This window comes from Faunimonas sp. B44, from assembly GCF_052655945.1.
Genome location: NZ_JBQYEX010000004.1, coordinates 313,951 through 336,900, shown reverse-complemented (window position 1 = coordinate 336,900; position 22,950 = coordinate 313,951). Strand labels below are relative to the sequence as shown.

Here is a 22,950-nt window from a genome sequence, read left to right as displayed (position 1 = left end):
GCGGCAATGGGCTGGAAAGTGGCTCTGCCGCACTTCTGGAGAAAGCGGTACGTTCGGTCGGCCTTGCCCGCGCCGCTAGGGCGCGTCAGCGGATGGCAGGATCGAAGCGCGCCGCGAGCCACGTCGACGCGGCATCGAGATCGGCGAAGACCGGGTGATCGCCGGTTTCGGCGGGTCCGAAGGCGGCCTCGAGGAACCACTTTCCGGCCGCCTCGTGTTGGTCGGAGAGCCGCACGAGAATGGCGACGAGGCGATCGTCGGCGAAGACGAGCCTGCCATCCTCGTCGGGACTTCCAGTTTCGATCCGGACCGGCTTGAGCGTGATCTTCACCGCGGCTGAACCTCTTCCCGCAGGTGGAGATAACCCGGGTCGAATTCGGCCATCTGCCGCAATCCTTCCCAGTCGAGCACGGTCACCGTTCCGGTTCGCATCACGGCGAGATCGGCCTCGCGTAGCTCCCGGAGCACCCGGTTTACGTGCACCGTGGAAAGGCCCAGCGCGTCGCCGAGTTCCGTCTGTGTCACCGGCAGTACGAAACTGCGCTCGTCGGCGAGCCCGACGGCCCGGCAGCGCATCGCCATTTCGCAGATCACGTGGGCGACGCGCTGGATTGCCGTCTGTCGACCGAGGCCGACCATCCACTCCCTGAAGATGGCCGCGTCGATCAGGGTCTCGCGCCAGAACAGGGCGCCGAGTCTCGGATGGCGATCGATCAGGTTCGCCATTGCGCTGTGCGCTATGAACCCGGCCCGCGTCGGAGTGAGTGCCCCGAGGCTGTGGTCCATCGTCTTCAGGTGGAGGCTCTGCAGGTCCGGAATGTCCCCGGGCGGATGAAAGGACAGGATCTGGCGCTTGCCCTCTGCGAGGATCTTGTAGCGGCAGACGAAGCCTTCGAGGACGAGACAGCATTCGCTCGGCCGGTCGCCTTCGCGCACGATGTCGGCTCCCTTCTGAACGTCGCGGACCGTCATCGGCAGCTCGATCAGCGCCTGCCGTTCCACCTCCGAGATCTCGGCTATGCTCTCGAGGCGTCTGACGAGGCGCTGCTTTTCCGTTCCCATGCTGCGCAACAGGGCGGCTCCTCGCCATTCGGGTGTGGTCCAGCGACCGACAGGAGGGACCTCGCGGAGCCGATTTGTGCGGCGGCGCCGACCTTTGCGCAAGCACAATTCCCATGCGCCGACGGCGACGGCGCCACGCCCTACGGCGATCCGAGAAGAGTCTCGACAGGGCTGGCAACCAGCACGCCTGCAGCCCGTTATCCCGTATCGGACGGTCCATGGAGGCGCGCGTTACAAGGCAAGATGCAGAGGCGCTGCTCGCCCTGATGCGGCAGCAACTCGCCCACGAGCCGCCTCGTATTGAGGAGGAAAGGCTCGTCCGTGCCTATCTGACCCTGCGAACCGGAGCGCGCGATCCCGACAGTGGCCGAGTCCCCGGGGGGCGTGTCCGGGCGCCGGCGGAAATCCCGCGCAGCCTCTTCGACTGCGAAGACTGACTGCGACGCCGACCGGGGCGTGCTCGGCGGGCCAGCATCGCGAATGCGACGGCCTCGCCACGAATTGGGATCAGCCCTGCACCGCCGCGGACGGCGGTGCAGATGCGGCGTCGCGCACGATCAGGTGAGCGATCGATCGCAGGCCGACGCGACCCTGGTGGCCAGAGCTTCCGGCACCTTGATGTCGGCGAGGGTCGCCTTCACGAGGTCGCCGCGCATAGCCCGGTTGCCGTAGCCCTTGATGGTGGTGAGGTCGAGGCTCTGGGTCGCTGCCAGGCGAACTGCGTTCTCGGAGCAGAAGCTGACCAGGGTCTCGACGCGGGCATTCTCGACGGCCTCGTCGCGTGCGCTGGTGGTCGTGATCCAACCGGCGCTGAAGGCGACGATCGGAGCAGCGATGATGCCGAGCACGAAGCCCGTGATGTAGGGCTTGCTCTCTTCGATCCGCTCGCTGAGATTCATAGGATTTCCCTTCCCCTGCTCTGTGTTGGCCGGACGATTTCCGGCATGCGCTCGCTCTGGCGTGAACAGAGAAAGAGGCAGCCCGCGAAGGGTGCGCCTTCGGGCTGGGGAAAGCAAATTTTATCGATTCGGGAGACTTCGGCCGGCTGGAATTGCCCCGATGGCTACTTGCGTGACGCGGCGGGAAGGCCCGGCGCCGCAGGGTTCTTCCTGGATGGCTTGCGGCGCGAAGCGGCGGGGGCTGCGGTTTCGGGTGCGCCCTCGGGCTCGGCGAGGAGCCTCTCGAAATCCTCCAGCAGCTTCTGGATCAGCTTCTGCCGGCGCGGGTCCTGCCCCTCGGAGGTTGCCCCGAAAAGCGCAAGGAGATAGCGCGCCTTCTCGACGGCTTCGGCCCAGGTCTCCGCCGGCGCCGCGGCGAGCGCATTCTCGAGTTCGTCCTGCCTCTGCTGGAGCTTGGCGCGCTCGGCCGCAACCTCGCTGACCAGGCGGCGCAATTCGGTGGCCTTCTGCGCGGCCATGCCGCGGTGCTCGTCGAGCTGGATCGGGTCGTCACTCATCTGGCCGTCCATTGGCAGGCGTGAAGGCGGCGACGCTGAAGCGGCGGGAACGGAATTCCGGGCCGCCGGATACAGGAGAGGCGCGGTTTCCCGCGCCTCCCGAAGGCACCGCCGGTCAGGCGTGCTGCAGGTTCGTCGCCGCCGGCTTGCCGGAGCGGCGGTCGTTCTCAACGTCGAAGCTGATCTTCTGGCCTTCGACCAGGCCGCGCATGCCGGCGGCTTCGAGGGCGGTCGCATGGACGAAGACATCCTTGCTGCCGTCGTCGGGCTGAATGAAACCATAGCCCTTCTGCGAATTGTAGAACTTCACGGTTCCCGTGGTCATGTCGTGTCCTTTCGTGACGCGCGTTCGGCCGAGCGCATTTGCACTCGTTCCAGGAAGTCGAGTTTTGGAGAGAAGGTCTGAACGTGCGCCCGGCATGCCAGGCAGTACGGCCAAGTCGTCCGGCCAAAGTCGATGGCTCCAATCTAGAGCCCGATCGCTTTTCTTACAAGCGGGCGGGCTTCACTTTCCGGTCCGGCGCCTGTCGCGGCTTCCCTGTACGGTTTCCGCCCGGTGTTTCGGTGGCCTTCCGGCGCGGCCTTCGCATGTGCTGGCATGGCCGATGCATCGGGATCGGAGCGGCACCGGGCCGGGTTGCGTGGCCGTCGCTCCGGCCGCATTACGAATGCGAGACGATGAGGGACGGATGACGGCTTTGATGGACATGCCGGCGCACGAGGGCCGGGCCGAGGACAAGGACCGCCACCTCTACGAGGACGTGCGCTTCCTCGGCCAGATCCTCGGCGACATCGTGCGCGAGCAGGACGGGGAGGCCGCGTTCGAGCTCGTGGAGGCGATCCGCAGGCTTTCGGTCGCCTATCAGCGCAAGGACGACGCCGAGGCGGGGCGGAACCTCGACACGCTCCTGAAGCGGCTCAGCCCCGCGGAGACCGTCTCCGTCATCCGCGCCTTCAGCTATTTCTCGCATCTCGCCAACCTCGCCGAGGACCGCCATCACCTCCGCCGCCGCGCCGTCCACGAGGCGCGCGAGGAGCACCAGGACGGCAGCCTTGCGCGTGCGTTCGAGCGTTTCGCGGCAGCCGGCATCTCGGCGGACACGATCGCGCGCACGCTGTCGCGCAGCTTCGTGTCGCCGGTGCTGACGGCGCATCCCACCGAGGTGCAGCGCCAGACCACGCTCGACGCCGAGCGGGCGATCGCGGATCTCCTCGCTGCGCGCGACCACCTCGACACGCCGCGGGAGCGAAAGGCCAACGAGGCCCTGCTGAGGGCGCGGGTGGTCCAGCTCTGGCAGACCCGGATGCTGCGCACGGTGAAGCTCACGGTGGACGACGAGATCAAGAACGTCCTCGGCTACTACCGCACCACGTTCCTTCGCGAGATCCCGGATCTCTACGCCGAGCTGGAGGAGCGGCTGGGCCGCCCGGTCGCCCCGTTCTTCCGGATGGGCAACTGGATCGGCGGCGATCGCGACGGCAATCCCAACGTGACCGCCGGGACGCTGCGGACGGCCCTCGCCCAGCAGGCCGAAACCGTTCTGCGGCACTATCTCGAAGAGGTCGACGCCCTCTTCGCGGAACTCTCGATGTCACGGGCTCTGGTCACGTTCAGCGCCGACCTGCTGGCGCTCGCCGATCGCTCGGCGAACCGCGATCCGCGCCTCGAGGACGAGCCGTACCGGCGCGCCCTGATCGGCATGCGGGGCCGCCTCGCGTCCAGCCTCGTGGCGCTCGCGGGCTCGGGCGCCCCCGCCGTGGAAGCCGATCCCGGCGAAGCCTATGGCAGCGCGGCGGACTTTCTCTGCGACCTCCGGAGGATCGAGGACTCGCTCCGGCGCAACCACGGGCAGGCGCTGGTCGCCACGCGGCTGAAGCCCCTCATTCGCGCCGCCGAGGTGTTCGGGTTTCATCTCGCCACGACCGACCTGCGGCAATCGTCCGACCGGCACGAGGCGGTGGTGGCGGAACTCCTCGCCGCCGCCCGCATCGAGCCGGCTTACGCCCGGCTCGCCGAGGGCGACAAGCGCGACCTCCTTCTGAAGATGCTGCGGGATCCCCGTCCGCTGCGGGTGCCCACGGTCGCGTATTCGCAGGCAACGGAGGCGGAGCTCGCCATCTTCGAGACCGCCTTCGATCTCCGGAGCCGCTTCGGGCGCGAGGCGATCCGCCATTACATCATCAGCCATACCGAGGCCGTGAGCGACCTCCTGGAGGTGCTCCTCCTCCAGAAGGAGTGCGGCCTGATGCGGGGGACCCTCGCCCCGGACGAGGCGGCCAACGCGAAGCTCGCCCTCATCGTCGTCCCGCTCTTCGAGACGATCGAGGACCTCCGTGCCGCCGAATCGATCGTGCGCGGCTTCTACGACCTGCCCGGCATCGAGCCCATGATGCGGAATTCCGGCGCCGAGCAGGACGTGATGCTCGGCTATTCGGACAGCAACAAGGACGGCGGCTACTTCACCTCGAACTGGGAGCTCTATTGCGCCTCCACCGCGCTCGCGCGGCTCTTCGAAGAGAAGCCGGGCCTGACGCTCAGGCTGTTTCACGGCCGCGGCGGCGCGGTCGGCCGCGGCGGTGGGCCGAGCTACGACGCCATCCTCGCCCAGCCGCCGGCGACCGTGAAAGGCCAGATCAGGCTGACCGAGCAGGGCGAGGTCATCAACGCGAAATACGCGAACCCGGAGATCGGCCGGCGCAATCTCGAGACGCTCATGGCCGCCACGCTGGAGGCGACGCTGCTCGCGCGCGAGGAGACGGCCGCTCCGGAATTCCTGAAGGCGGCGGCGGAACTCTCCACCGAAAGCATGCGGGCCTACCGTGAACTCGTCTACGGCACGCCCGAGTTCACCGACTATTTCTATGCTGCCACGCCGATCTCGGAGATCGCGCAGCTCAACATCGGCTCGCGCCCTGCCTCCCGGAAGGCGACGCGGAGCATCGAGGACCTGCGCGCGATCCCCTGGTCCTTCTCCTGGGGGCAGAGCCGGGTGGCCCTGCCGGGCTGGTACGGCTTCGGGTCGGCGGTCGAGGCGTTCCTGGCGCGCGACCCGGAGGAGCGGCTGGCGCTGCTCGCCCGCATGAACGCGGAATGGCCGTTCTTCCGCGCGCTGCTCTCGAACATGGACATGGTGCTCGCCAAGGCCGATCCCGGCATGGCGGCGCGCTATGCCGATCTGGTGCCCGATCCGGCCCTCGCGGAAAGGGTGTTCGGCGCGATCGAAGCCGAGTGGCAGCGCACGATACGGTATCTCGGCGAGATCACCGGGCGGCTGGAGCGGCTTTCGGACAATCCGACGCTCGCGCGCTCGATCGCGCACCGCTTCGCCTACATCGCGCCGCTCAACCATCTGCAGGTGGAACTGCTTCGCCGATGGCGGGCCGGCCAGGTCGACGAGAAGGCCCAGCGCGGCATTCTCATCTCCATCAACGGCATCGCCGCCGGTCTGCGCAACACCGGATAGTCAGGATCGGGCGGGCCCGCCGCGCCTTATGCGGGTCGCCGGCCGGCCGCCCCCACCGTTCACCTTATCGCGGGCGGATCGTCATTGTGACGGAACCGATCCCGCCTCTGCCGCTTTTCGGTCTCATCTGCGGCAGGGGAGTGCGATGCGGAAAAGCCATGTGTTTGCAACTGCTTTCGCCGGCCTGGTGCTGGCGCTCGGCGGCCAGGCCGAAGCCTCGAACTGCTTCGCGCTCGAAAGCCAGGAGATGCGGATCATGGCGGGCGGCGTGACGGCAGGCGAGGCCGGTCGCCTCTCCATGATCCGCGACCGCCTCGTCGCGGAAGGCTGCCGGCGGCCGACCCGCTCGCAGGCGACGGCCGCGGTCGCGCCCCGGCAGGCCATCGAACGCCAGGCTGCAGCGAGGAAGAGCGCACCGGCGCCCCGCCGCACGGCGGAAGAGGTGATCCGCGAGCCGGGTCGGACGCTCGCGCGGAGCGGGACCTTCCGGACGATGTGCGTCCGGACCTGCGACGGCTATTACTTCCCGATTAGCTTCTCCACCTCGCGCGACCGCTTCGCAGCCGATGCCGACGCCTGCAGCGCGCGCTGCCCGGGCGCCCAGCTCTACGCCTACGACGCCGGCCGCGACGAGGCGGAGGACATGGTCTCCCTCCGCGGCGAACCGTATTCCAGGCTGCCGGCGGCGTTCCGCTACCGCCAGCAGCTGGTCGAGAGCTGCACGTGCGGACCGGCGGCCGCGCCGATGTCCACCGCTTACCTCTCTCTCGATGCAGCGCCCGCGGAGCCCGCTTTCGCGCTTCTGCCCCGGAGCCGTCCGGGGCAGCGGGAGGGCGAGGTGATCCAGGCGTCTTTCGCCTCGCCCGCGGTGGATGCGGTGGAGCAGAGCGGGGCTTCCGAGGCCGCTGCGGCCGCCAGAGAGATACGCCTCGTCGGGCCGGCGCCCTGGGGCCAGTCGAACCTCGACAAGCTCATGCTCCGCCCGATCGGCCCCTATGCGGAAACGAAGCCCGTCGAGGAGGCGGAGTTCGTGACGAGCCTCGCTTCCCCGACCGAGTAGGCGTCAGCGTTCGGCAGCCGGCGGCAGCGACAGGATCCGGCGCGCTTCCGCCGCCGAGGCGGGCCGGCGCCCGAATTCGGCGCAGAGGTCGGCGACGCGGGCGACGAGCTCCGCATTGCTCCTCGCCAGCCGGCTCCGGTCGAACCTGATGTTGTCCTCCAGCCCGGTGCGGCAATGGCCGCCGAGCTCCAGCGCCAGCCGGTTCATGTCGAGCTGGCTGCGGCCGATGCCGGCGGCCGTCCAGGTCGCCTCCGGCATGAGCCGCTTCAGTTCCGCGAGCTCGAATTCGAGGATCTGGCGGAGCGGCGGCAGCGCGTTCCTGAGGCCGAACACGAACTGGACGTGGGCCGGCCGCGCGATCTCGCCGGCCTCCACCATTCCGTGGGCCGCATAGAGCATGGCGAGGTCGAAGATCTCGATCTCGGGCTTTACGCCGTGCTCGGCCATGCGCGCGGCGAGCTCTGCCACGAGGTCGGGCGGGTTCTCGTAGACGGAATCGGGAAAGTTGACGGAGCCGGTCGCAAGCGAGGCCATGTCCGGCCGGAGGTGCAGCATCGAGCCCCGCGCCGCGGCGTCCCGGCCCCGCCCGCCGGTCGAGAACTGCACGATCATGCCGGGACAGTGCTTTCGCACGCCGTCGAGGAAGGCCGCGAAGAGGGCGGGGTCGGAAGACGGGCGCTCCGCCTCGTCCCGCACATGGACGTGGACGATGGAGGCGCCCGCCTCGAAGGCGGCGTGGGTCGATTCCACCTGCTCGGGCACGGTGACCGGAACGGCCGGATTGTCGGCCTTCCGCGGCACGGACCCCGTGATCGCGACGGTGATGATGCAGGGTTCGGTCATGAGAGAAGCAATCTCCTCCGGCGGTCAGACGTCGAAGAAGACGGTCTCGTCGGCGCCCTGCATGTGAATGTCGAAGCGGTAGACGGTGCCGATCGGCATGTCCTCGCGGCTGGCGACCAGCGTCCGCCGCCGCTCTTCCGGCACGCTCTGGAGGACCGGGTCGCGCCCGTTCGCCTCCTCCTCGTCGGAAAAGTAGATCCGCGTGTAGAGGTGGCTCAGCTGCCCGCGCATGAACAGGATCACGTTGATGTGCGGCGCCTGCACCCCGTCCACCGAGCCGGGCTTCACCGTCTCGAACAGGTAGCGGTTCTGCGGGTCCGTGCCGGTGCCGTAGCGGCCGAAGCCGGTGAAGACGCTGTTCGACGCGCGCCCGTCCTCCGGGTGGAGGTAGCGGCCTTCGGAATCGGCCTGCCAGATCTCGATCATCACGTCGTCGATCGCCACGCCTTCGCCGTCGAAGACGCGCCCGGTGACGTGGATGCGCTCGCCCGTGCAGAGTTCGTCGGCGACCTTGCCGCCGGCGAGCGCATCGTGCGGGTAGCCGTACTGCTCGGCCGTCAGGCCGTAGGCGAAATAGGGCCCGACCGTCTGGGACGGCGTCTGCTTCAATGTCATCTCGGCGTCTCCATCGGCGTTTCCTCGCGCCCGCGTAGCACGATGTCGAAGACGTAGCCGAGCGCGAAGCCCGGTTCGGTGACGTCGATCGAGAATTGGGAGATGAGCCGCTCGCGCGCCCCCGCAGGCGCGCTCAGGTAGATCGGGTCGAGGTCGAGCAGGGGGTCGCCCGGAAAGTACATCTGCGTCACGAGGCGGGTGGCGATGGACGGCCCCAGCAGCGAGAAATGGATGTGGTTCGGGCGCCAGGCATTGTGATGGTTGCCCCAGGGATACGCCCCCGGCTTGATCGAATAGAAGCGGTAGCGGCCCTCGTCGTCGGTGACGCAGCGTCCGCCGCCGAAGAAGTTCGGGTCGAGCGGCGCGAGATGCTGGTCGACCTTGTGGACGTAGCGGCCGGCAGCGTTCGCCTGCCAGACCTCGACCAGCGTGTTGCGGACAGGGCGTCCGTCCTCGTCGAGGACGCGGCCGGTCACGACGATGCGCTCGCCGAGCGGCTCGCCGTTCTTCGCCCCGTTCCTGGTGAGGTCCGCGTCGAGCGCGCCGACCTTCTCGTGGCCGTAGACCGGCCCGGTCAGTTCCGAGAGCGTGTGCTTCATCGGGATGAGCGGCTTGGTCGGCGACCGGAGCGCGGTCGACTTGTAGTCGGGGAAATTGTAGGGCGGATGCGATTGCCAGTCGCGGATCCGGTAGGCATTGGCGGTCATGGCGCCCTCCCTCTTCGATCCGGTCCTGATATAGCGCGGCCGCGCGGCCGGCCATGCCGGAAAGCCGGCTTTGCCTGACGCGAGAGCGCCGGCGGCGGCGGAGATCGGGACGCGCCGCCTGCGTCGCCGCATCGCTTCGGACGTCTACGTCCACGACAGCTGGTTCTTCGGCAGCTTGCCGGTGGGGTCGTAGACCGTCACCTTGTGCGGCGGGTCCGGGCCCCAGCGCGACGCGGCCTAAGCGTCGTCAATCGTCCTTGATACAAGGATGATCTTAGGACGCTTAATACGAGCAACCTGGATAGGCTCCTCGTGATCACTTCTGCCGATGGCGCGTTCGACCAGCAGGGGAAATGGTCGGGTTATTGGGGCGAGCTGATCAGGACGACGAGGTCTTGGTCGTTCTTCGCCCGACAATGGAGGCCGCAGGAACCGGTCTGGCACAAGGCTTGGCAACTGAGGGACTTCTTCTCTCCACATCCATTCCGGACGAGACCGCTCATTGATGGTGGCCTCAACGGCTGCCCGAGAAACTCGTGGTGGCAGGATCATCGCCGCGGGAGGGCTCGCGCCACCCGTCGGCGGGCATAAGATAGTCGAAAGTGGAAAGAACAGGTCACGCAGGAATCCGACCTGTTTCAGGCGAGGTCTCTTCGATGCCTTCTTTGCTTTCAGCAGCGCCTTAACGACTTCATTAATTGCCCGACCGTCGGCCAGCTCGATGCCCGCGATGATGCCGCCCGAAGCCTTGCACGCCTCTTCTGGATTGTAGAAGGCATAGAGCGGGATCGTTTCGATCTTCTCCTTTACCGAAGATCGGATCAGCGTCGAGGATTGCTTTCCCGTACCATGTGGATGGTCGAGTTCACGATAAAGTCCCCGCATCCAATTTGTCGCGTGAGGCGAAAGGCGTTTGGCTTGAATCCGGTATTGAATGGCCTCACTAGTGGACGGTTCGACAATGAGGATGTCGAAGTCGCCGCCCGTTTTAGCTTCAGGTGGCACGAGGACTGTCGCATTGGTGCCGGCTATCCTCAGCAGCGAGGCAATGATGATGTCCGTGACACTGTCCTCGCGAAAACGCCGGCCAATCTTGTTCTCCAAGTCGAGGAAGTCCGAGATCATAGATGGTATTCGTTGGGCCAGATCGCACGGCGAGCCGAACAGTGGTGCGAACGTCACAGGGAGGCTCCAGCCTGACCGTATAAGCCGGAGCAACTGTCGCATGTAAGTGCGTCGTGGCTCAACCGGTTTGCTCGACCGTATCCTAACGGCGGACGTTCCACTTTCTAACCCGAGATCAACGGTTCTTCGGCAGCTTGCCGGTCGGGTCGTAGACTGTCACCTTGTGCGGCGGGTCCGGGCCCCAGCGCCACAGGACGAGGTTCTGGTCGTCTTGCGTGGCGCCGTTGGCGAAGCTCGGGACGAGGATGCCGGCGCAGCCGTCCGCCAGCAGCCGCCGGACGACGCCCCAGGAGGCGGGTTCGCGACGCGCGATCAGGGCATCGCCCCAGGCGCAGGCGAGATGCTCGAGCGCGACGCCGTGCGAGGCGCGGCCGGCTTCGGTCCGCAGGTCGGCAATGTCCGCGCAATCCACGTCGTAGCTGCACAGCACGTAGGGCGTCAGCCGATGGGCGAAGCCGGCCGAGACCTCGCGGAACGCGGTCTTGAAGCTGAGCGACAGGTAGAGCGTGTCGAGGCCCGGCCAGTTGAAGCGCCGGCCCTTCAGGGCCGCGCCGGCGCCGGAGAGCGGCATCCAGGACCAGTTCGGGTCGTGCGCCCTGAACGCCTCGCCCCGGAACCGCACGAGATCGGCCTCAGGCGTAGCCGCCCGTCGCCAGGTGGTCGACGTAGTCGCGCACGGCGGCCGCCTGGCCGGTCTTCACCAGCGCCTCCGCGGTGCGTCCTCCGAAGGCCAGGATCGGCTCGGCGCGGTACCACGCCATCGCCTGGGCCGGGCCGCCCGCCCAGACCTGCACCATGTTGATGATCTCCAGCATTTCCCGCATGCGGCTCTGGGCCTTGGGGCTGTCCCGGCGGCTCGCCTTCTGGAACACCTCGCGGGCGAGGCCGGCCGTCTCGGCGAGCTGCGCTTTCGACATGCCGAAGGCCTCGGCGACCTCGCCGGCATTCAGGGCGCCGTGCTCGTTCATCAGGCCGACGAGGGAGACGCTCTGGGGCAAGCTTCGACGTCCCGATCCGCTCGCCGGCCGCGGTGCGGACACGGTCCTCTTTGCCGCCTGAGCCATTGTCGTCGCTCCTTTGTCCTTTATCCCGGACAATATGGCGACGCATCCCCTCCGCTGCAATCGTATTCCGGGGCTGCCGCACGGTGTTCGGTTTCGGCGATCTTCGGCCACTAAGGGGCGCAAACGATGGTATCGCCTCCTATATCCGTCACACGCCGCGATCGGCGCCCTCGATATACGGACACATGCAGCCTCATTCGACACATCGCTTCGCCGTCGCCCCCATGATGGACTGGACCGACCGGCATTGCCGCTACTTCCATCGCGGGCTGACGCGCCGTGCGCTGCTCTATACCGAGATGGTGACTGCGGAGGCCGTGCTCCACGGCGACCGGGCGCGGCTCCTCGGATTCGACGCGGCGGAGCATCCGCTCGCGCTGCAGCTCGGCGGCTCGGACCCGGCGCGGCTCGCGGCGGCGGCCCGGATCGGCGCGGACCTTGGCTACGACGAGATCAATCTCAATGTCGGCTGCCCCTCCGACCGCGTTCAGTCCGGCACCTTCGGCGCCTGCCTGATGCGCACGCCGGCCGTCGTCGACGAATGCGTCGCGGCGATGAAGGCGGCGGTCTCGGTGCCCGTGACGGTGAAGTGCCGGATCGGCGTCGACGACCAGGATCCCGAGGAGGCCTTGGACGCGCTCGCTAATGCGGTCTTCGCCGCGGGTGCCGATGCGCTCTGGGTCCATGCCCGCAAGGCCTGGCTGGAGGGGCTGTCGCCCAGGGAGAACCGGACCGTGCCGCCGCTCGATTACGGCCGCGTCCACCGCCTGAAGCGCCGGCTGCCGGAGCGCTTCGTCGGCATCAACGGCGGGATCGGCGACCTTCCCGCCGCCCTGGAGCAGCTCCGCCACGTCGACGGCGTCATGCTGGGCCGCGCCGCCTGGCACGAGCCGGGACTGCTGGCGGAGGTGGACCGGCTGGTGTTCGGCGACGAGGGCGGGACCGCCGATACGGTGGCTGCGGCGGAGCGGATGATCCCCTATGCAGAGCGCGTCCTGGCCGAAGGCGCGCGGATGGCGGCGGTCGTGCGGCCGATGATCGGCCTCTTCCACGGCCGCCCCGGCGCACGCCGCTGGCGGCAGATCCTGACCGTCGAAGGCAGCCGGCGCGACGCCGGCCCGGAGGTCATCCGCAGGGCGCTCGCGGCGGTGACGGCGGGCGGCGAGGGGCTGGACACCGCCGCCTAGAGGGTCGATAGGGCGTCCGGAGTTCCTGCCGCCGCCCGAAAGCCCTTGCCATGATTGCAGATGTCCCCGCAGGCGAACTCCTCGCGCTGGCGGCGGCGCTCGCCGCGACGGGGGCTGTTTCGGGGCTCCTCGCCGGAATTTTCGGGGTTGGCGGCGGCGCTGTCATCGTCCCGATCGTCGATTTCGTGCTGGCGGTGCTCGGCTACGGCGATTCCGTGCGCATGCACGTCGCGCTCGGAACCTCCCTCGGGGTCATCATCCCGACCTCGTTCCGCGCCTTCATGGCGCACCGGAAGCGCGCGGCGATCAACTCGGTCGTGGTGAGGAGCTGGGCCATACCCGTTCCTGTCGGCGTGGCTCTCGCCTCCTTCGTGGCGGCGGTGTCGAGCGGCACGACGCTGCGGGCGATCTTCGCGACCCTCGCATTCCTCCTGGCCATGCGGATGATCTTCGACCTGAAGGTCGGCCGCGTAGCGGACACCATGCCGGGCTGGCCGGTCCGCATCGTCGCCGGGATCGGCGTGGGGTTCCTGTCCGCACTCATGGGCATCGGCGGTGCGGTCATGAGCATGATGTACATGACCATGTTCGGCCGGCCGATCCATGAGGCGGTCGGCACCGCCGCCGCCGTCGGCGTGCTCGTCGCCATTCCCGGCGCGATCGGCTACGCGGTTGCCGGCTGGGGTGCGCCGGGCCTGCCGCCGCTCTCGCTCGGCTACGTCAATCTCCTGGCGGTCGCCGTCATGATCCCTCTATCGATCCTGACGGCGCCGTACGGCGTCCGGGTCGCCCACATGATGACGAAGCGCCAGCTCGAGGTCGCGTTCGGCCTGTTCCTGCTGACCGTCGCCGCCCGGCTCGGATTCACGCTGCTGTTCTGAGGCTCACGCCAGCGCGCCGGGCGCGCCGTAGTGCCCGCGCACCTTCTCGCCGAACAGGCGGTCGGCCCAGTCCGGCTCCTCACCGGCCGTGTAGCGCGGCGCGTTGGTCAGTGTGGTGCGGTCGACCTCGACGACGTAGCCGCCGAGATCGACGTCGTAGCGCAGGATCTCCCAGGGGAGGGGATAGAGATCCTCGCCGACGCCGAGAAAGCCTCCGGAAGCGAGCACTGCATAGGCCACCCGCCCGTTCAGCTTGTTCAGCATGATGGTCCTGATGTGGCCGAGCGACTCGCCGTTCTGATCGTAGACATAGGTGCCTTCCACCTTGTCGGCTGCGATCAGGTTGGGCGTCTCGTCGGTCGCGATTTCGCTCGCCATGTGTCGTCCCTCGCAGTTCAACGGGAAACGCGCGCCCGTCGGCCGGCGTTCCCCGTTTCCGCTATGGCACGAGCACGAGACGGTCGCCTTCCACTCTCCAGGCCCGGAACCGGTCGAGCACGTTCATGCCGAGGAGATTCATCTGCAACGTTCCAGCAGGCATGACACTCACCGGCACGTCGCGCAGGCGGAACTGCCCGATCTCCATCGTGCCGAGCCGGGCCGGCGCGGCGAAGGCGAGCCCGGCCGCCGTCTGAACCGGTCTCTCGAACCGCAGGCTCTCGCCATGAAGTCCGATCCGCTCGGCGTCGCGCATGGTGAGCGTCGTGCCGGTCGCGCCGGTGTCGACGAGGAATTCGAGTGCCGTTCCGTTCGCGCTGCCGCGCAGCCGGAAGTGCCCGTCCGAGCTCCGCCCGATGACGAGCTCGCGTTCACCGTCGGCCCCGGCGACCTCCACGACGCGGCTCGGGTCGAGCTCGCGAATGACGGGAGCGGCGAGGTCGATGAGGGGCGCGCGGAAGCTGTAGAGGACCACGAGCCCGAGGACGATCGCTGCCCAGACCATGAGATGCCGGAACACGGGGCCGCGCTGCCCGCGGAATGCGAAGACGCCGCTGCCGATGAAGGCGAGCAGCAGGATCAGGTAGACGAGGTGTGCAAACCGTTCTTCGTCGAGTCCGAACATCGACCTCAGATAGTGATGAGCATGGCGTCGGCCCAGCTCGTCGAAAGACCGAGCAGGAGGGCCGTCTCGGCGAGCTGCTGGCTCGCGCCGATCGTGTCCCCCGTATGCCCGCCGAGCCGTCGACGCACGAAGCTCGTGAAGAGGATGGCGGCGGCGGCGCCGAGGACGAGACCGAGAATTCCGCCGGCGCCGAACGCGGCGATCATGGCGATGGCGAGGATCGCCGCCGCTGCGACGGCGAGGCGGACGGCATGGCCGTCCGGGCGTCCCGCGGCGGTCGCGAGGCCGTCGCTCCGCGCCGGCGGCAACGCACGCCAGTGACCGACGGCAATTGCGCGGGAGAGGCCGGCGGCGAAGAGGAGCGCCAGCGCGCCCCGGCCCGGATCGAGCGCCAGCCCCGCCAGCGCCCCGGCCCGGACGAGGAACGTGACCGTGACCGCGAGGGTGCCGAACGTCCCGATCCGGCTGTCGCGCATGATCGCGAGCCGGCCGGACCGGTCGCGGTCGGCGCCGAGGCCGTCGGCGCAGTCGGCCAGCCCGTCCTCGTGAAGCCCGCCGCCGACGAGCGCGAGTGCGCCGAGCGCCGCCGCCGCCGCCGCGAGCCCCGGCGCGCCGGCCGCGGAAAGGAGCGCGAGCAGAGCGGCAGGCCCGATCGCGACGACGAGCCCCGCCACCGGCCAGGCCCCGACGGCTCGTCCGAGTGCGAAGGGACCGGCGGGCGGCGTGATCGGCAGCCGCGAGAAGAAGGCGAGGCAGGCCCTCGTGTCTTCGGGCAGGCGCTTCAGATCGTCGGCGAATTGGCGCATCGGCGATCGGCTCCCGGGCTCGCTCGCGTCCTGTTTGCCTGCGCTGCGCCGCCTCTGTAAACCCGCGGACCCGAGACCGGAGATTCCCCTTGCCGAACTTCGCCAGCGCTCTGCCCTTCGAGGACATCCGTGCCCTCATTCGCGGCCTGCCCGGCCCGGACGAAGAGGCGGCTTCCGCCGTCCGCGCGCGGGACGCGCGGCTCACCAAGCCGCCGGGCAGCCTCGGCCGGCTCGAACGGGTCGCGGAATGGCTCGCGGCATGGCAGGGGCGGCCGCGGCCGGCCGTGACGCGGCCGCTGGTGGCCGTGTTCGCGGCCAATCACGGGATCGCGGAGCGCGCCGTCTCGGCCTACCCGCAGGCGGTGACGCGCCAGATGGTGCAGAATTTCGCCGTCGGCGGAGCGGCCATCAACCAGATCTGCAAGGCCTACGAGCTGGGGCTCAAGGTCTTCGAGTTGGCGCTCGACATGCCGACCCCGGATATCGTGGAGGCGGACGCCTTCAGCGAGGCCGAATGCGCGGCGACGATCGCCTATGGCATGGAGGCGATCGCCGGCGGCGTGGACCTCCTCTGCCTCGGCGAGATGGGAATCGCCAACACCGCCGTCGCGGCCGCAGTGTACCATGCGCTCTATGGCGGCGAGGCGGCCGACTGGGTCGGCCGCGGCACGGGCGTGGACGATCGCGGCCTTGCCAGGAAGGCGGAGGCGGTCGCCGCTTCCGTCGCGCGGATTGGACCCGGCCGCGACCCGCTCGAGGTCCTCCGCCGGGTCGGCGGGCGCGAGGTCGCCGCGATGGTCGGCGCCATCCTGGCGGCGCGGATGGAGCGGGTGCCGGTGATCGTCGACGGCTTCGTGACGAGCGCGGCGGCGGCGATCGTGCATGCCGCCGATCCGCGTGCGATCGATCACTGCCTTTTCGCCCATTGCTCGGCCGAGGCTGCCCACCGCGCCGTCCTCGGGAAACTGGGCGTCGAGCCGCTTCTCGATCTCGAGATGCGGCTCGGCGAAGGGACCGGTGCCGCCCTTGCGGCCGGCATCGTCAGGGCCGCCGCCGCGGTCCACGGCGGCATGGCGACCTTCGACGAAGCGGGGGTCTCCGACCGCAGCGGGTGATCGCCTGCGGCTCGAGGCAACCCGCTCACTGCCTGGCGTCGGCAAGCTTCCCGATCATCCGGTCGCCGATCTCGACGCTGTCCCCGATGCGCGCGATGGTCAGCTCGGCCGCGGCGGCGCCGACAGGGCCGGGGACGGAGAGCGTCACGGACTGCCCCGAGGAAAGCGTCGCCACGAAGCGCATAGGCTGGCTGCCGGATGCGGCGAGTGTGACGACCACCCGGTAGCCTTCCGGCTCGACCGTGTAGAAGGCGACCCCGGAGACGTCTCCGAGACGGACGCTCGCGCCGGCGGCGGGACGGAGATCGGCGGCCGAAGCGGCCTGGGTGCAAAGGATGCCGGCGACGCCGAGCGCGAGGATGATCTTCGACATGGTTCTTCCCTCCTGAAAACAGCAGCCGGTTGGCTTCCTGAGCGGCTGGCTCTGATGCTCGTGCTGCTTGCAACGAACGACCGGCCCGACGGCGGCGCTTTTCGCAGGTGGCCGTTTCGGACCTATTTCAGAAGCCGGCGAAGTGATGTCGACGACGTTGCAGGACTGGCCCAACGACCGGCGAACGTTTCGTCCCGTGGCAGGTGTCGGCGGCGATCCTCGGCAGGATCGCTCATTCCGCCTTAACCGCCCGCGGCGATCCCGAGCCGCTCCATCGTGCGCGTACCGCTTCACGCTGGCGCTCGGCCCGCCGAACGGGTGAGATGCTTCATGCCCGCTCCGCGGGAGCAAGTCGGAGGAAGGTCATGTCAACGCGCGCAATGCTCGCAGCTCTGGTGATCGGCTGCGTTTCCTTGCCGGCCGCGGCCCAGGAGATTCCCAACCTGGTCGGAACGTGGAAAGGCGCGGCCGAAGCCGTCCATGTCGGGCCGACGCCGTACCGGCCGGCCGGGGAGGCGGGCGTCACCTTCTCGGCGGACCCGATCGAATTCACGTACCGCATCACTGAACAGAAGGACCAGCGCTTCGCCGGCGAGATGTCGGGCGGGACCGGCACGGAGACGGTCATCGGCTCGCTCCGGCACGACAACGAGGGCGGAATCATGCTGGATGCCGACGGCCAGTATCAGTTCACGCTGCGCGATTCCGACACCATGGATCTCTGCTACAGCCACCTGAACCCGACGAGCCGGGTGGTGGCGTGCTGGACCGTGACGCGGACGGAGTGAGCCGAAGCGCCGAACCGGCCGCGCGGCGAGGAGCATAGGTCATGCCTCCGGGGGCAATGCTCGTCGATGGCATCCTGACCGGCCTTCCGGCGGATCGGATCCGGGGGGCGCTCGCCGCCGCGCCCGGCAACGAGCTCGCAAGTGGCAAGTTCCTGAGTCCCCGCTCGTCGTCCGCCCTGGCCGCGAACGCGTTCGGCCTGTTCCTCGATGATCCCGGCCGTCTGCCTGCAATTCCCGGCTGCGAGGATCACGGATGGCCCGCGGCTTCAGTGCACCTGGAGGCCGTCCTGCGCTTCCCCTGGGGCGGAGGCCGGCATCCCTGCCTCGACGTCCTGGTGGAGACGGAGACGGCGTTGATCGGGATCGAATCGAAGCGGTTCGAGCCGTTCGGATCGACGAAGAGGGGGGCACTGTCAGAGGCCTATTGGCGGCCCGTGTGGGGGCCGGCCATGGCGCGCCACGAGGCGATGCAGGACATGCTCCGCGCGCAGACCACAACCTTCTCGATGCTGGACGCGCCGCAACTCATCAAGCACGCGCTTGCCCTCCGGACGGAGGTCCGCCGGGCAGGCCGGGCTTCGCCGAAGCGTCCGGTCCTCCTCTACGTCTTCGCGGAGCCGACCCGCTGGCCGGACGGCCGCCCGATCGCTTCGGCCGATCGCCAGCGCCACCGCGACGAGATCGGATGGTTCGCCGACGCCGTCGCCGGCGACGAGGTGACGTTCGTCGCCTGCTCCTACCGGCGGCTTCTGACCCTGTGGGCCGGCTCCGGCGACCCCGGCGTGCGGGAGCATGCCGCCCGGATCACCGCCTGCTTTGCGCCGTGACAAGGAGCGCCGTGACAACCCTCCGACTTGCGAAGGCGGTGCGTTGCCGCCTCCACAATCGTCGTTGTGTCAGAGCTGGCAGCGGTGCCGCCGCCCGTCCGTGCCGAGATAGGTATCGGTCGCGGGGTCGTACGAGCGGTACTGTGCGGCACACCGGTCGGCATGGCTCTGGCTCGAGGCCGCGCCGAGCGCGCCGCCGATGATGGCGCCGGCGGCGAGGCCGAAGAGCGCCGCCGCAGCCGCGTCGTTGCGGCCGTGGTCGCGGTACCAGCGCTGATAGCGCGCATCGTCCCAGCTGTTCGGATTGCGGCGGAAGTCCTGGCAGTCGCGGCTGTTCGGGTTCTTGGCGCAGTAGCTCTGCACGTATTGCTGCCGCTGCTTCATCGACGGCTTGCCCTGGGCAAGTGCCGGCGGTGCCGCGGTCGCCCCGAGCATCATGACGGCCATGGCAGTGGTGAAGATCTTTTGCATGTCGGAACCTCCCTGGGACGCTCGGCACCTGGCGAGCCGCGCCGGCGCCGGACCCGGCGCATCGGCGCGAGCTCGCGGGCCATTAACCTTCAACGTAGGCGAGAAAGCCGGGTTCCAATTGGCACCCGCCGAGCGCCGCGTCAGGCGGACTTCCTGAGCTTCACCGGCTTCGGCTGCGGCGCGGTCCAGGAGCGGTTGTCCTGCGTGAACGGCGACACGACGCGCTTGGAGGGAAGCGTCGCGATCGCTTCGGTGCCGACTCCGACCTGGCTGCGCAGGGTGAAGTTGCCGCCGTGGAGGTGGATCAGGGCCTGGACGATCGGGATACCCAGCCCGGTCCCCTGCTCGGCGTTCTTCAGCGAGACGGAGCCCTGGCCGAAGGCGGAGAGGACGATCGGGATCTCCTCCTCCGCGATCCCCGGCCCGTTGTCCCGGACCGAGACGTACTGGCCGCCCGCCTGCGTGCGTCCCACCTTCACGGTCACCTCACCGCCGGGTGGCGTGAACTTCAGCGCGTTCGACACGAGGTTCAGCACGACCTGCCGGATCGCCTGCTCGTCCACGACGATCCGCGGCAGGCCGGGGTCCAGCACCTCGATCACATTGATGTTCTTCTGCCTCGCCTTCAGCTCCAGCAGAGCGCACGCCTCTTCGGCGATTGCGGTCAGCGACGTGAGTTCCTCGCGCAGTTCCCGCTTCCCCGCCTCAATGCGGGAGAGGTCCAGAATCTCGTTGATGATCTTGAGGAGATGCTGGCCGCTGTTGTGGATGTCGTCGAGGTAGTCCTTGTAGGCAGGATTGTCGATCGGCCCGAGCATTTCCGCCCGCATCAGCTCCGAGAAGCCGAGAATGGCGTTGAGCGGCGTGCGCAATTCGTGGCTCATCGTGGCGAGGAACTGGGATTTCGCCATGTTGGCCGCCTCGGCGCGGCGCCGCGCCTCGTCGGAAACGGCCTTCGACTGCTCGAGTTCGGCGAAGATGGCGTCCTTCTCGGCACGGTATGCGAGGTTCTGGGCGTTCTGCTCGTAGAGATGGCCGGTCAGATGCAGGAAGAGGATCTCGGCGCCGAGCGTCGCGAGCGCGATCATGATGTTGAAGAACGTCGGGTCGATGATGTGGACCGCCGCCATGCAGAGCGCGATCGGCAAGGTTCCGGCGACCGCCGCCGCGGGGATCGGCGAGGACAGAAGGGCCCCGACCGACAGGACGACGATGACCGCGGCGAGGCGGATGATGGCGAGGCCGTTCGCCATTTCCGGGTTCTCGCTGAGCGGGAACAGCAGGGGAAAGAGCGCCCAGCACAGCCCGTAGATGAAATCGCGAAGCACGAAGCGGCGCTTCCAGTTCGCGAGCGTCGCCCGCTTGACCCCTTCACGCAGGAAGCGGCGGCAGGCATGCAGCGCGAAGGCGTGCGCGCCGAGCATGATTGTCGCCCAGCCGAGTGCGAGGTAGGGACTGCCCAGGAGGGCCAGGGCGAACGCCATGATGAGGACGAGGACGGGGATGACGATCGCCGAGGAAAGCCGGTTCTTGGCGAAGGTGTCGGCCATCTCCTGCTCGAAGTGGAACAGCTGGCGGAGCGGGTTCTCCGTGTCCGAAGCATTCCCGATCAGGGCACGCGCAATGAGGCGCCGCCGCGCGATCCGCGAGGGCGGATCGGAACTGATCGTGGAAGCGACCTCCGCGGCGGTTACCATCGGCCATCCCGTTGCAGGTATAGTTCTCGTTAATCCAAGCTTCTAAAGGCCGACTGTTAAGAATCGCCCCAACTGCAACGGTTAACCGTAGGTATTCACAACCGATAGGTTTTGACCACACACCGGAGCCGCCGGGCCGGCCCGGGTCCGGAAGGAGAGGCTGCATGAAGCTCATCGATGGGGGTCGGGCGCCGAACCCGCGGCGCGTCAGGATCTTCCTCGCGGAGAAGGGGACCGCGGTGCTGACCGAGACGCTGGACATGGCCGCGCGCGAGCATTTGAGCGAGGCATTCCGGGCGATCAACCCGATGCAGCGGCTCCCGGTCCTCGTGCTCGACGACGGCACGGCACTCGCCGAATCCGTCGCGATCTGCCGCTATTTCGAGGAGTTGCAGCCGCAGCCGCCGCTTTTCGGCGTCGGGCCGCGCGAGCGGGCGCTGGTCGAAATGTGGAACCGCCGCATGGAGTTCGAGCTCTATCTGCGGATCTCGGCTGCCTTCCGCCACCGCCATCCGGCGATGGCCGAGATGGAGGTCCCGCAGGTGCCCGCATGGGGCGAGGTCTGCGGGGCCAAGGCTCTCGAAGTCCTCGCGTGGCTCGACGGCGAACTGGCCGACAGGCCCTACATCGCCGGCGACGGCTTCACGATCGCCGACATCACCGCGCTCGTCGCCGTCGATTTCATGAAGCCGGCTCGCCTCCGGATGCCGGAGCATCTCGGGAACGTCGAACGCTGGCACGCGGCTGTCTCGTCCCGGCCGAGCGCATCGGCATGAGCGACGTGCGGCTCACGGTGGTCGGCTGCGGCGACGCCTTCGGTTCCGGCGGGCGCTCAATACCTGCTTTCATGTCAGCGCGGACTCGACGTTTCTCATCGATTGCGGCGCGACGACGCTGCCCGGCCTGAAGCGGCTCGGGCTCGCGCCGAACGACGTGGATGCGATGTGCTCACCCATCTCCACGGCGACCATTTCGGCGGGCTGCCGTTCTTCCTGCTCGACGCGCAATTCGCGTCGCGCCGGGAGATGCCGCTCGTCGTCGCGGGACCGGTCGGCACCGGGGAGCGGGTGAGGCGCGCGCTCGAAGTGTTCTTCCCGGGCTCCGAACGGACCGAGTGGCGGTTCCCGCTGGACATCCGGGAGATCGGGCCGGCATCGCCCACGAGGATCGGTGGGGCCGCAGTTGCCGCCGAGGTGGTGCTGCATCCCTCCGGCGCGCCGTCGCTTGGATTGCGGATCGAAGCCGGGGGACGGACGATTGCCTATTCCGGCGACACCGAATGGACGGACCGCCTGCTCGTCCTGGCGAAGGGCGCCGACCTCTTCATCTGCGAGTGTTACGCCTGGGCGGGGAGAGCGCCGCATCACCTCGATTTCGGTACGCTCGCGGCGCGGCGCGGCGAGCTTGGCGCGAGGCGTATCCTGCTGACCCACATGAACGCCGAAATGCTCTCCCATCGGCAGGAGGTGGAAGGCTTCGACGTCGCCGAGGACGGCATGGTGATGGTAGTGTGATAAGCGAGGTGGATCTGGAGGCGTTCGCGGGCCGGGTCCGGGCCTGCCGCATCTGTGCCGAGCTGCCGGACGGGCGCGCCCTTCCGCATGCGCCCAACCCGATCCTGCGTGTCTCGACGACCGCCCGGCTCTGCATCGCGAGCCAGGCCGCCGGCACGTGCGCCCACGCATCGAGCACGCCATTCGACGACGCGTCCGGCGACCGGCTGCGCGATTGGCTCGGGCTCGACAGGGCCCGCTTTTACGATGCCAGCCGGATCGCCATCGTCCCGATGGGCTTCTGCTTTCCGGGCCAGGATGCCAAGGGCGGCGACCTGCCGCCGCGGCGCGAATGCGCGCCGACCTGGCGGGCCGAACTCTTCGCGCGGATGCCGCAGATCGAGCTGGTGCTCGCCATCGGGCAATACGCCCAGGCCTGGCACCTCGGCGCCGACCGCAAGGGCCGGCTGACGGACACCGTCTCGGGCTGGCGCGAGATCATGGCCCGGAGCGGCACGCCCAAGGTCCTGCCGCTGCCGCACCCGTCCTGGCGCAACAATGGCTGGCTGCGGAAGAACCCCTGGTTCGATGCCGAACTCCTCCCCGTCCTGCGCGCCGAAGTGCGCCGCCTGGCTACCTAGCCGTCGTGGATGGGCAGGGCGCCCCGCAGGGGGCGCAGGCCGTCTCGCCCGTTCCGACGGATGCGTGGAGCGGAGGCGAGAGCAGGTGATCGGCGAGGATCAGCGCGACGATCGCCGCGACCAGCAGGAACATGAAGGATCGTCCCGTCACG

Annotated in this window: 29 protein-coding genes; 11 read left to right on the top strand and 18 right to left on the bottom strand. The window is 68.6% G+C overall.

From position 1 onward, the window contains the following. Nucleotides 1-85: 85 nt before the first annotated feature. From ACUN0C_RS10550 to ACUN0C_RS10530, 5 genes are all read right to left on the bottom strand, one after another. Nucleotides 86-331, bottom strand: coding sequence for a hypothetical protein (locus ACUN0C_RS10550; protein ID WP_445466312.1), 246 nt, complete (start codon nucleotides 329-331; stop codon nucleotides 86-88). Beyond that, the gene (locus ACUN0C_RS10545; RefSeq protein WP_445466311.1) at nucleotides 328-1,062 is read right to left on the bottom strand and encodes a Crp/Fnr family transcriptional regulator; all 735 of its coding nucleotides are present in this window, start codon (nucleotides 1,060-1,062) and stop codon (nucleotides 328-330) included. The genes ACUN0C_RS10550 and ACUN0C_RS10545 overlap by 4 nt, the downstream gene beginning before the upstream one ends. 557 nt (nucleotides 1,063-1,619) lie before the next feature. Then, nucleotides 1,620-1,961 carry a hypothetical protein gene (locus ACUN0C_RS10540; protein WP_445466310.1) on the bottom strand — a complete coding sequence of 114 codons (342 nt, stop codon included), beginning with the start codon at nucleotides 1,959-1,961 and terminating at the stop codon, nucleotides 1,620-1,622. A 164-nt stretch (nucleotides 1,962-2,125) separates the two neighbouring features. Beyond that, complete coding sequence (locus ACUN0C_RS10535; protein WP_445466309.1) at nucleotides 2,126-2,518, bottom strand: hypothetical protein; 393 nt, start codon at nucleotides 2,516-2,518, stop codon at nucleotides 2,126-2,128. Between the two features lie 115 nt (nucleotides 2,519-2,633). Further along, nucleotides 2,634-2,843, bottom strand: coding sequence for a cold-shock protein (locus ACUN0C_RS10530; RefSeq protein WP_445466308.1), 210 nt, complete (start codon nucleotides 2,841-2,843; stop codon nucleotides 2,634-2,636). A gap of 364 nt (nucleotides 2,844-3,207) precedes the next feature. On the opposite strand from ACUN0C_RS10530, the gene ppc reads away from it, so the two are divergent. Continuing rightward, on the top strand, nucleotides 3,208-5,982 hold the full coding sequence (gene ppc / locus ACUN0C_RS10525) for a phosphoenolpyruvate carboxylase (RefSeq protein ID WP_445466307.1): 2,775 nt from the start codon (nucleotides 3,208-3,210) through the stop codon (nucleotides 5,980-5,982). Between the two features lie 145 nt (nucleotides 5,983-6,127). After that, nucleotides 6,128-7,042, top strand: a complete 915-nt coding sequence (locus tag ACUN0C_RS10520; RefSeq protein ID WP_445466306.1) for a DUF2865 domain-containing protein — start codon at nucleotides 6,128-6,130, stop codon at nucleotides 7,040-7,042. Nucleotides 7,043-7,045: 3 nt separating this feature from the next. Here the strand turns inward: ACUN0C_RS10520 and ACUN0C_RS10515 are convergent, their stop codons facing one another. Genes ACUN0C_RS10515 through pcaH form a run of 3 tightly spaced genes read right to left on the bottom strand, consistent with a single transcriptional unit; the run spans nucleotide 7,046 to nucleotide 9,207 of the window. Then, nucleotides 7,046-7,885, bottom strand: coding sequence for a 3-keto-5-aminohexanoate cleavage protein (locus ACUN0C_RS10515; RefSeq protein ID WP_445466305.1), 840 nt, complete (start codon nucleotides 7,883-7,885; stop codon nucleotides 7,046-7,048). Between the two features lie 24 nt (nucleotides 7,886-7,909). After that, complete coding sequence (gene pcaG, locus ACUN0C_RS10510; RefSeq protein WP_445466304.1) at nucleotides 7,910-8,500, bottom strand: protocatechuate 3,4-dioxygenase subunit alpha; 591 nt, start codon at nucleotides 8,498-8,500, stop codon at nucleotides 7,910-7,912. Beyond that, the gene (pcaH, locus tag ACUN0C_RS10505; RefSeq protein ID WP_445466303.1) at nucleotides 8,497-9,207 is read right to left on the bottom strand and encodes a protocatechuate 3,4-dioxygenase subunit beta; all 711 of its coding nucleotides are present in this window, start codon (nucleotides 9,205-9,207) and stop codon (nucleotides 8,497-8,499) included. Before pcaH ends, pcaG begins: the two co-directional genes overlap by 4 nt. A 70-nt stretch (nucleotides 9,208-9,277) precedes the next feature. Here pcaH and ACUN0C_RS10500 point away from each other — a divergent pair, with 70 nt between their 5' ends. Further along, nucleotides 9,278-9,400: a hypothetical protein gene (locus tag ACUN0C_RS10500; protein ID WP_445466302.1), complete on the top strand. Its 123-nt coding sequence runs from the start codon at nucleotides 9,278-9,280 to the stop codon at nucleotides 9,398-9,400. 44 nt (nucleotides 9,401-9,444) lie between these two features. On the opposite strand, the gene ACUN0C_RS10495 is transcribed toward ACUN0C_RS10500, so the two are convergent. The 3 genes from ACUN0C_RS10495 to ACUN0C_RS10485 all read right to left on the bottom strand — a co-directional run bounded on the left by ACUN0C_RS10495 (nucleotide 9,445) and on the right by ACUN0C_RS10485 (nucleotide 11,360). Further along, on the bottom strand, nucleotides 9,445-10,389 hold the full coding sequence (locus ACUN0C_RS10495) for a DUF6615 family protein (RefSeq protein WP_445466301.1): 945 nt from the start codon (nucleotides 10,387-10,389) through the stop codon (nucleotides 9,445-9,447). Between the two features lie 118 nt (nucleotides 10,390-10,507). Further along, a complete protein-coding gene (locus tag ACUN0C_RS10490; RefSeq protein WP_445466300.1) occupies nucleotides 10,508-11,014 on the bottom strand; it encodes an RES family NAD+ phosphorylase in 507 nt (168 codons plus the stop codon). A 10-nt stretch (nucleotides 11,015-11,024) separates the two neighbouring features. After that, nucleotides 11,025-11,360: an antitoxin Xre/MbcA/ParS toxin-binding domain-containing protein gene (locus tag ACUN0C_RS10485; RefSeq protein ID WP_445466528.1), complete on the bottom strand. Its 336-nt coding sequence runs from the start codon at nucleotides 11,358-11,360 to the stop codon at nucleotides 11,025-11,027. 281 nt (nucleotides 11,361-11,641) lie between these two features. Between ACUN0C_RS10485 and dusA the strand changes: the two genes are divergently transcribed. Together dusA and ACUN0C_RS10475 are read left to right on the top strand one after the other, a co-directional pair. Beyond that, nucleotides 11,642-12,643 carry a tRNA dihydrouridine(20/20a) synthase DusA gene (gene dusA, locus ACUN0C_RS10480; protein ID WP_445466299.1) on the top strand — a complete coding sequence of 334 codons (1,002 nt, stop codon included), beginning with the start codon at nucleotides 11,642-11,644 and terminating at the stop codon, nucleotides 12,641-12,643. Nucleotides 12,644-12,693: 50 nt separating this feature from the next. Beyond that, nucleotides 12,694-13,524 carry a sulfite exporter TauE/SafE family protein gene (locus tag ACUN0C_RS10475; RefSeq protein WP_445466298.1) on the top strand — a complete coding sequence of 277 codons (831 nt, stop codon included), beginning with the start codon at nucleotides 12,694-12,696 and terminating at the stop codon, nucleotides 13,522-13,524. 3 nt (nucleotides 13,525-13,527) lie between these two features. Here ACUN0C_RS10475 and ACUN0C_RS10470 read toward each other — a convergent pair whose 3' ends face one another. The 3 genes from ACUN0C_RS10470 to ACUN0C_RS10460 all read right to left on the bottom strand — a co-directional run bounded on the left by ACUN0C_RS10470 (nucleotide 13,528) and on the right by ACUN0C_RS10460 (nucleotide 15,393). Then, on the bottom strand, nucleotides 13,528-13,902 hold the full coding sequence (locus ACUN0C_RS10470; protein WP_445466297.1) for a PRC-barrel domain-containing protein: 375 nt from the start codon (nucleotides 13,900-13,902) through the stop codon (nucleotides 13,528-13,530). A gap of 61 nt (nucleotides 13,903-13,963) precedes the next feature. Beyond that, on the bottom strand, nucleotides 13,964-14,587 hold the full coding sequence (locus tag ACUN0C_RS10465; protein WP_445466296.1) for a retropepsin-like aspartic protease family protein: 624 nt from the start codon (nucleotides 14,585-14,587) through the stop codon (nucleotides 13,964-13,966). 5 nt (nucleotides 14,588-14,592) lie between these two features. Then, nucleotides 14,593-15,393 (bottom strand): adenosylcobinamide-GDP ribazoletransferase, encoded by an 801-nt coding sequence (locus tag ACUN0C_RS10460; protein WP_445466295.1) that lies wholly within the window; start codon nucleotides 15,391-15,393, stop codon nucleotides 14,593-14,595. An 89-nt stretch (nucleotides 15,394-15,482) separates the two neighbouring features. Between ACUN0C_RS10460 and cobT the strand changes: the two genes are divergently transcribed. After that, on the top strand, nucleotides 15,483-16,508 hold the full coding sequence (cobT, locus tag ACUN0C_RS10455; protein ID WP_445466294.1) for a nicotinate-nucleotide--dimethylbenzimidazole phosphoribosyltransferase: 1,026 nt from the start codon (nucleotides 15,483-15,485) through the stop codon (nucleotides 16,506-16,508). A 25-nt stretch (nucleotides 16,509-16,533) separates the two neighbouring features. Here the strand turns inward: cobT and ACUN0C_RS10450 are convergent, their stop codons facing one another. Then, nucleotides 16,534-16,881, bottom strand: a complete 348-nt coding sequence (locus ACUN0C_RS10450) for a hypothetical protein (RefSeq protein ID WP_445466293.1) — start codon at nucleotides 16,879-16,881, stop codon at nucleotides 16,534-16,536. A gap of 365 nt (nucleotides 16,882-17,246) precedes the next feature. Here ACUN0C_RS10450 and ACUN0C_RS10445 point away from each other — a divergent pair, with 365 nt between their 5' ends. Both ACUN0C_RS10445 and ACUN0C_RS10440 read left to right on the top strand, forming a co-directional pair. Then, nucleotides 17,247-17,669 (top strand): hypothetical protein, encoded by a 423-nt coding sequence (locus tag ACUN0C_RS10445; protein ID WP_445466292.1) that lies wholly within the window; start codon nucleotides 17,247-17,249, stop codon nucleotides 17,667-17,669. 41 nt (nucleotides 17,670-17,710) lie between these two features. After that, on the top strand, nucleotides 17,711-18,496 hold the full coding sequence (locus ACUN0C_RS10440) for a hypothetical protein (protein WP_445466291.1): 786 nt from the start codon (nucleotides 17,711-17,713) through the stop codon (nucleotides 18,494-18,496). Nucleotides 18,497-18,565: 69 nt separating this feature from the next. Here the strand turns inward: ACUN0C_RS10440 and ACUN0C_RS10435 are convergent, their stop codons facing one another. Further along, on the bottom strand, nucleotides 18,566-18,967 hold the full coding sequence (locus tag ACUN0C_RS10435; RefSeq protein WP_445466290.1) for a BA14K family protein: 402 nt from the start codon (nucleotides 18,965-18,967) through the stop codon (nucleotides 18,566-18,568). Nucleotides 18,968-19,107: 140 nt separating this feature from the next. Then, nucleotides 19,108-20,664, bottom strand: a complete 1,557-nt coding sequence (locus ACUN0C_RS10430; protein ID WP_445466289.1) for a sensor histidine kinase — start codon at nucleotides 20,662-20,664, stop codon at nucleotides 19,108-19,110. A 164-nt stretch (nucleotides 20,665-20,828) separates the two neighbouring features. On the opposite strand from ACUN0C_RS10430, the gene ACUN0C_RS10425 reads away from it, so the two are divergent. From ACUN0C_RS10425 to ACUN0C_RS10415, 3 genes are all read left to right on the top strand, one after another. Then, nucleotides 20,829-21,440 carry a glutathione S-transferase family protein gene (locus ACUN0C_RS10425; protein WP_445466288.1) on the top strand — a complete coding sequence of 204 codons (612 nt, stop codon included), beginning with the start codon at nucleotides 20,829-20,831 and terminating at the stop codon, nucleotides 21,438-21,440. Nucleotides 21,441-21,608: 168 nt separating this feature from the next. Further along, complete coding sequence (locus ACUN0C_RS10420) at nucleotides 21,609-22,178, top strand: MBL fold metallo-hydrolase (protein ID WP_445466287.1); 570 nt, start codon at nucleotides 21,609-21,611, stop codon at nucleotides 22,176-22,178. Continuing rightward, nucleotides 22,175-22,798 carry a uracil-DNA glycosylase family protein gene (locus ACUN0C_RS10415; RefSeq protein WP_445466286.1) on the top strand — a complete coding sequence of 208 codons (624 nt, stop codon included), beginning with the start codon at nucleotides 22,175-22,177 and terminating at the stop codon, nucleotides 22,796-22,798. Before ACUN0C_RS10420 ends, ACUN0C_RS10415 begins: the two co-directional genes overlap by 4 nt. Here the strand turns inward: ACUN0C_RS10415 and ACUN0C_RS10410 are convergent. After that, nucleotides 22,791-22,949, bottom strand: coding sequence for a hypothetical protein (locus tag ACUN0C_RS10410; RefSeq protein ID WP_445466285.1), 159 nt, complete (start codon nucleotides 22,947-22,949; stop codon nucleotides 22,791-22,793). The genes ACUN0C_RS10415 and ACUN0C_RS10410 overlap by 8 nt on opposite strands. Nucleotide 22,950 lies beyond the last annotated feature (1 nt).

Coding starts and splice junctions, on each gene's coding strand:
- ACUN0C_RS10430 (WP_445466289.1), bottom strand. CDS start 20,664: ATGGTAACCGCCGCGGAGGTCGCTTCCACGATCAGTTCCGATCCGCCC.
- ACUN0C_RS10450 (WP_445466293.1), bottom strand. CDS start 16,881: ATGTCGAAGATCATCCTCGCGCTCGGCGTCGCCGGCATCCTTTGCACC.
- ACUN0C_RS10435 (WP_445466290.1), bottom strand. CDS start 18,967: ATGCAAAAGATCTTCACCACTGCCATGGCCGTCATGATGCTCGGGGCG.
- ACUN0C_RS10465 (WP_445466296.1), bottom strand. CDS start 14,587: ATGTTCGGACTCGACGAAGAACGGTTTGCACACCTCGTCTACCTGATC.
- ACUN0C_RS10445 (WP_445466292.1), top strand. CDS start 17,247: ATGTCAACGCGCGCAATGCTCGCAGCTCTGGTGATCGGCTGCGTTTCC.
- ACUN0C_RS10425 (WP_445466288.1), top strand. CDS start 20,829: ATGAAGCTCATCGATGGGGGTCGGGCGCCGAACCCGCGGCGCGTCAGG.
- ACUN0C_RS10485 (WP_445466528.1), bottom strand. CDS start 11,360: ATGAACGAGCACGGCGCCCTGAATGCCGGCGAGGTCGCCGAGGCCTTC.
- ACUN0C_RS10470 (WP_445466297.1), bottom strand. CDS start 13,902: ATGGCGAGCGAAATCGCGACCGACGAGACGCCCAACCTGATCGCAGCC.
- ACUN0C_RS10475 (WP_445466298.1), top strand. CDS start 12,694: ATGATTGCAGATGTCCCCGCAGGCGAACTCCTCGCGCTGGCGGCGGCG.
- ACUN0C_RS10460 (WP_445466295.1), bottom strand. CDS start 15,393: ATGCGCCAATTCGCCGACGATCTGAAGCGCCTGCCCGAAGACACGAGG.
- pcaH (WP_445466303.1), bottom strand. CDS start 9,207: ATGACCGCCAATGCCTACCGGATCCGCGACTGGCAATCGCATCCGCCC.
- ACUN0C_RS10520 (WP_445466306.1), top strand. CDS start 6,128: ATGCGGAAAAGCCATGTGTTTGCAACTGCTTTCGCCGGCCTGGTGCTG.
- ACUN0C_RS10515 (WP_445466305.1), bottom strand. CDS start 7,885: ATGACCGAACCCTGCATCATCACCGTCGCGATCACGGGGTCCGTGCCG.
- ACUN0C_RS10530 (WP_445466308.1), bottom strand. CDS start 2,843: ATGACCACGGGAACCGTGAAGTTCTACAATTCGCAGAAGGGCTATGGT.
- dusA (WP_445466299.1), top strand. CDS start 11,642: ATGCAGCCTCATTCGACACATCGCTTCGCCGTCGCCCCCATGATGGAC.
- ppc (WP_445466307.1), top strand. CDS start 3,208: ATGACGGCTTTGATGGACATGCCGGCGCACGAGGGCCGGGCCGAGGAC.
- ACUN0C_RS10545 (WP_445466311.1), bottom strand. CDS start 1,062: ATGGGAACGGAAAAGCAGCGCCTCGTCAGACGCCTCGAGAGCATAGCC.
- ACUN0C_RS10440 (WP_445466291.1), top strand. CDS start 17,711: ATGCCTCCGGGGGCAATGCTCGTCGATGGCATCCTGACCGGCCTTCCG.
- ACUN0C_RS10540 (WP_445466310.1), bottom strand. CDS start 1,961: ATGAATCTCAGCGAGCGGATCGAAGAGAGCAAGCCCTACATCACGGGC.
- ACUN0C_RS10535 (WP_445466309.1), bottom strand. CDS start 2,518: ATGAGTGACGACCCGATCCAGCTCGACGAGCACCGCGGCATGGCCGCG.
- pcaG (WP_445466304.1), bottom strand. CDS start 8,500: ATGACATTGAAGCAGACGCCGTCCCAGACGGTCGGGCCCTATTTCGCC.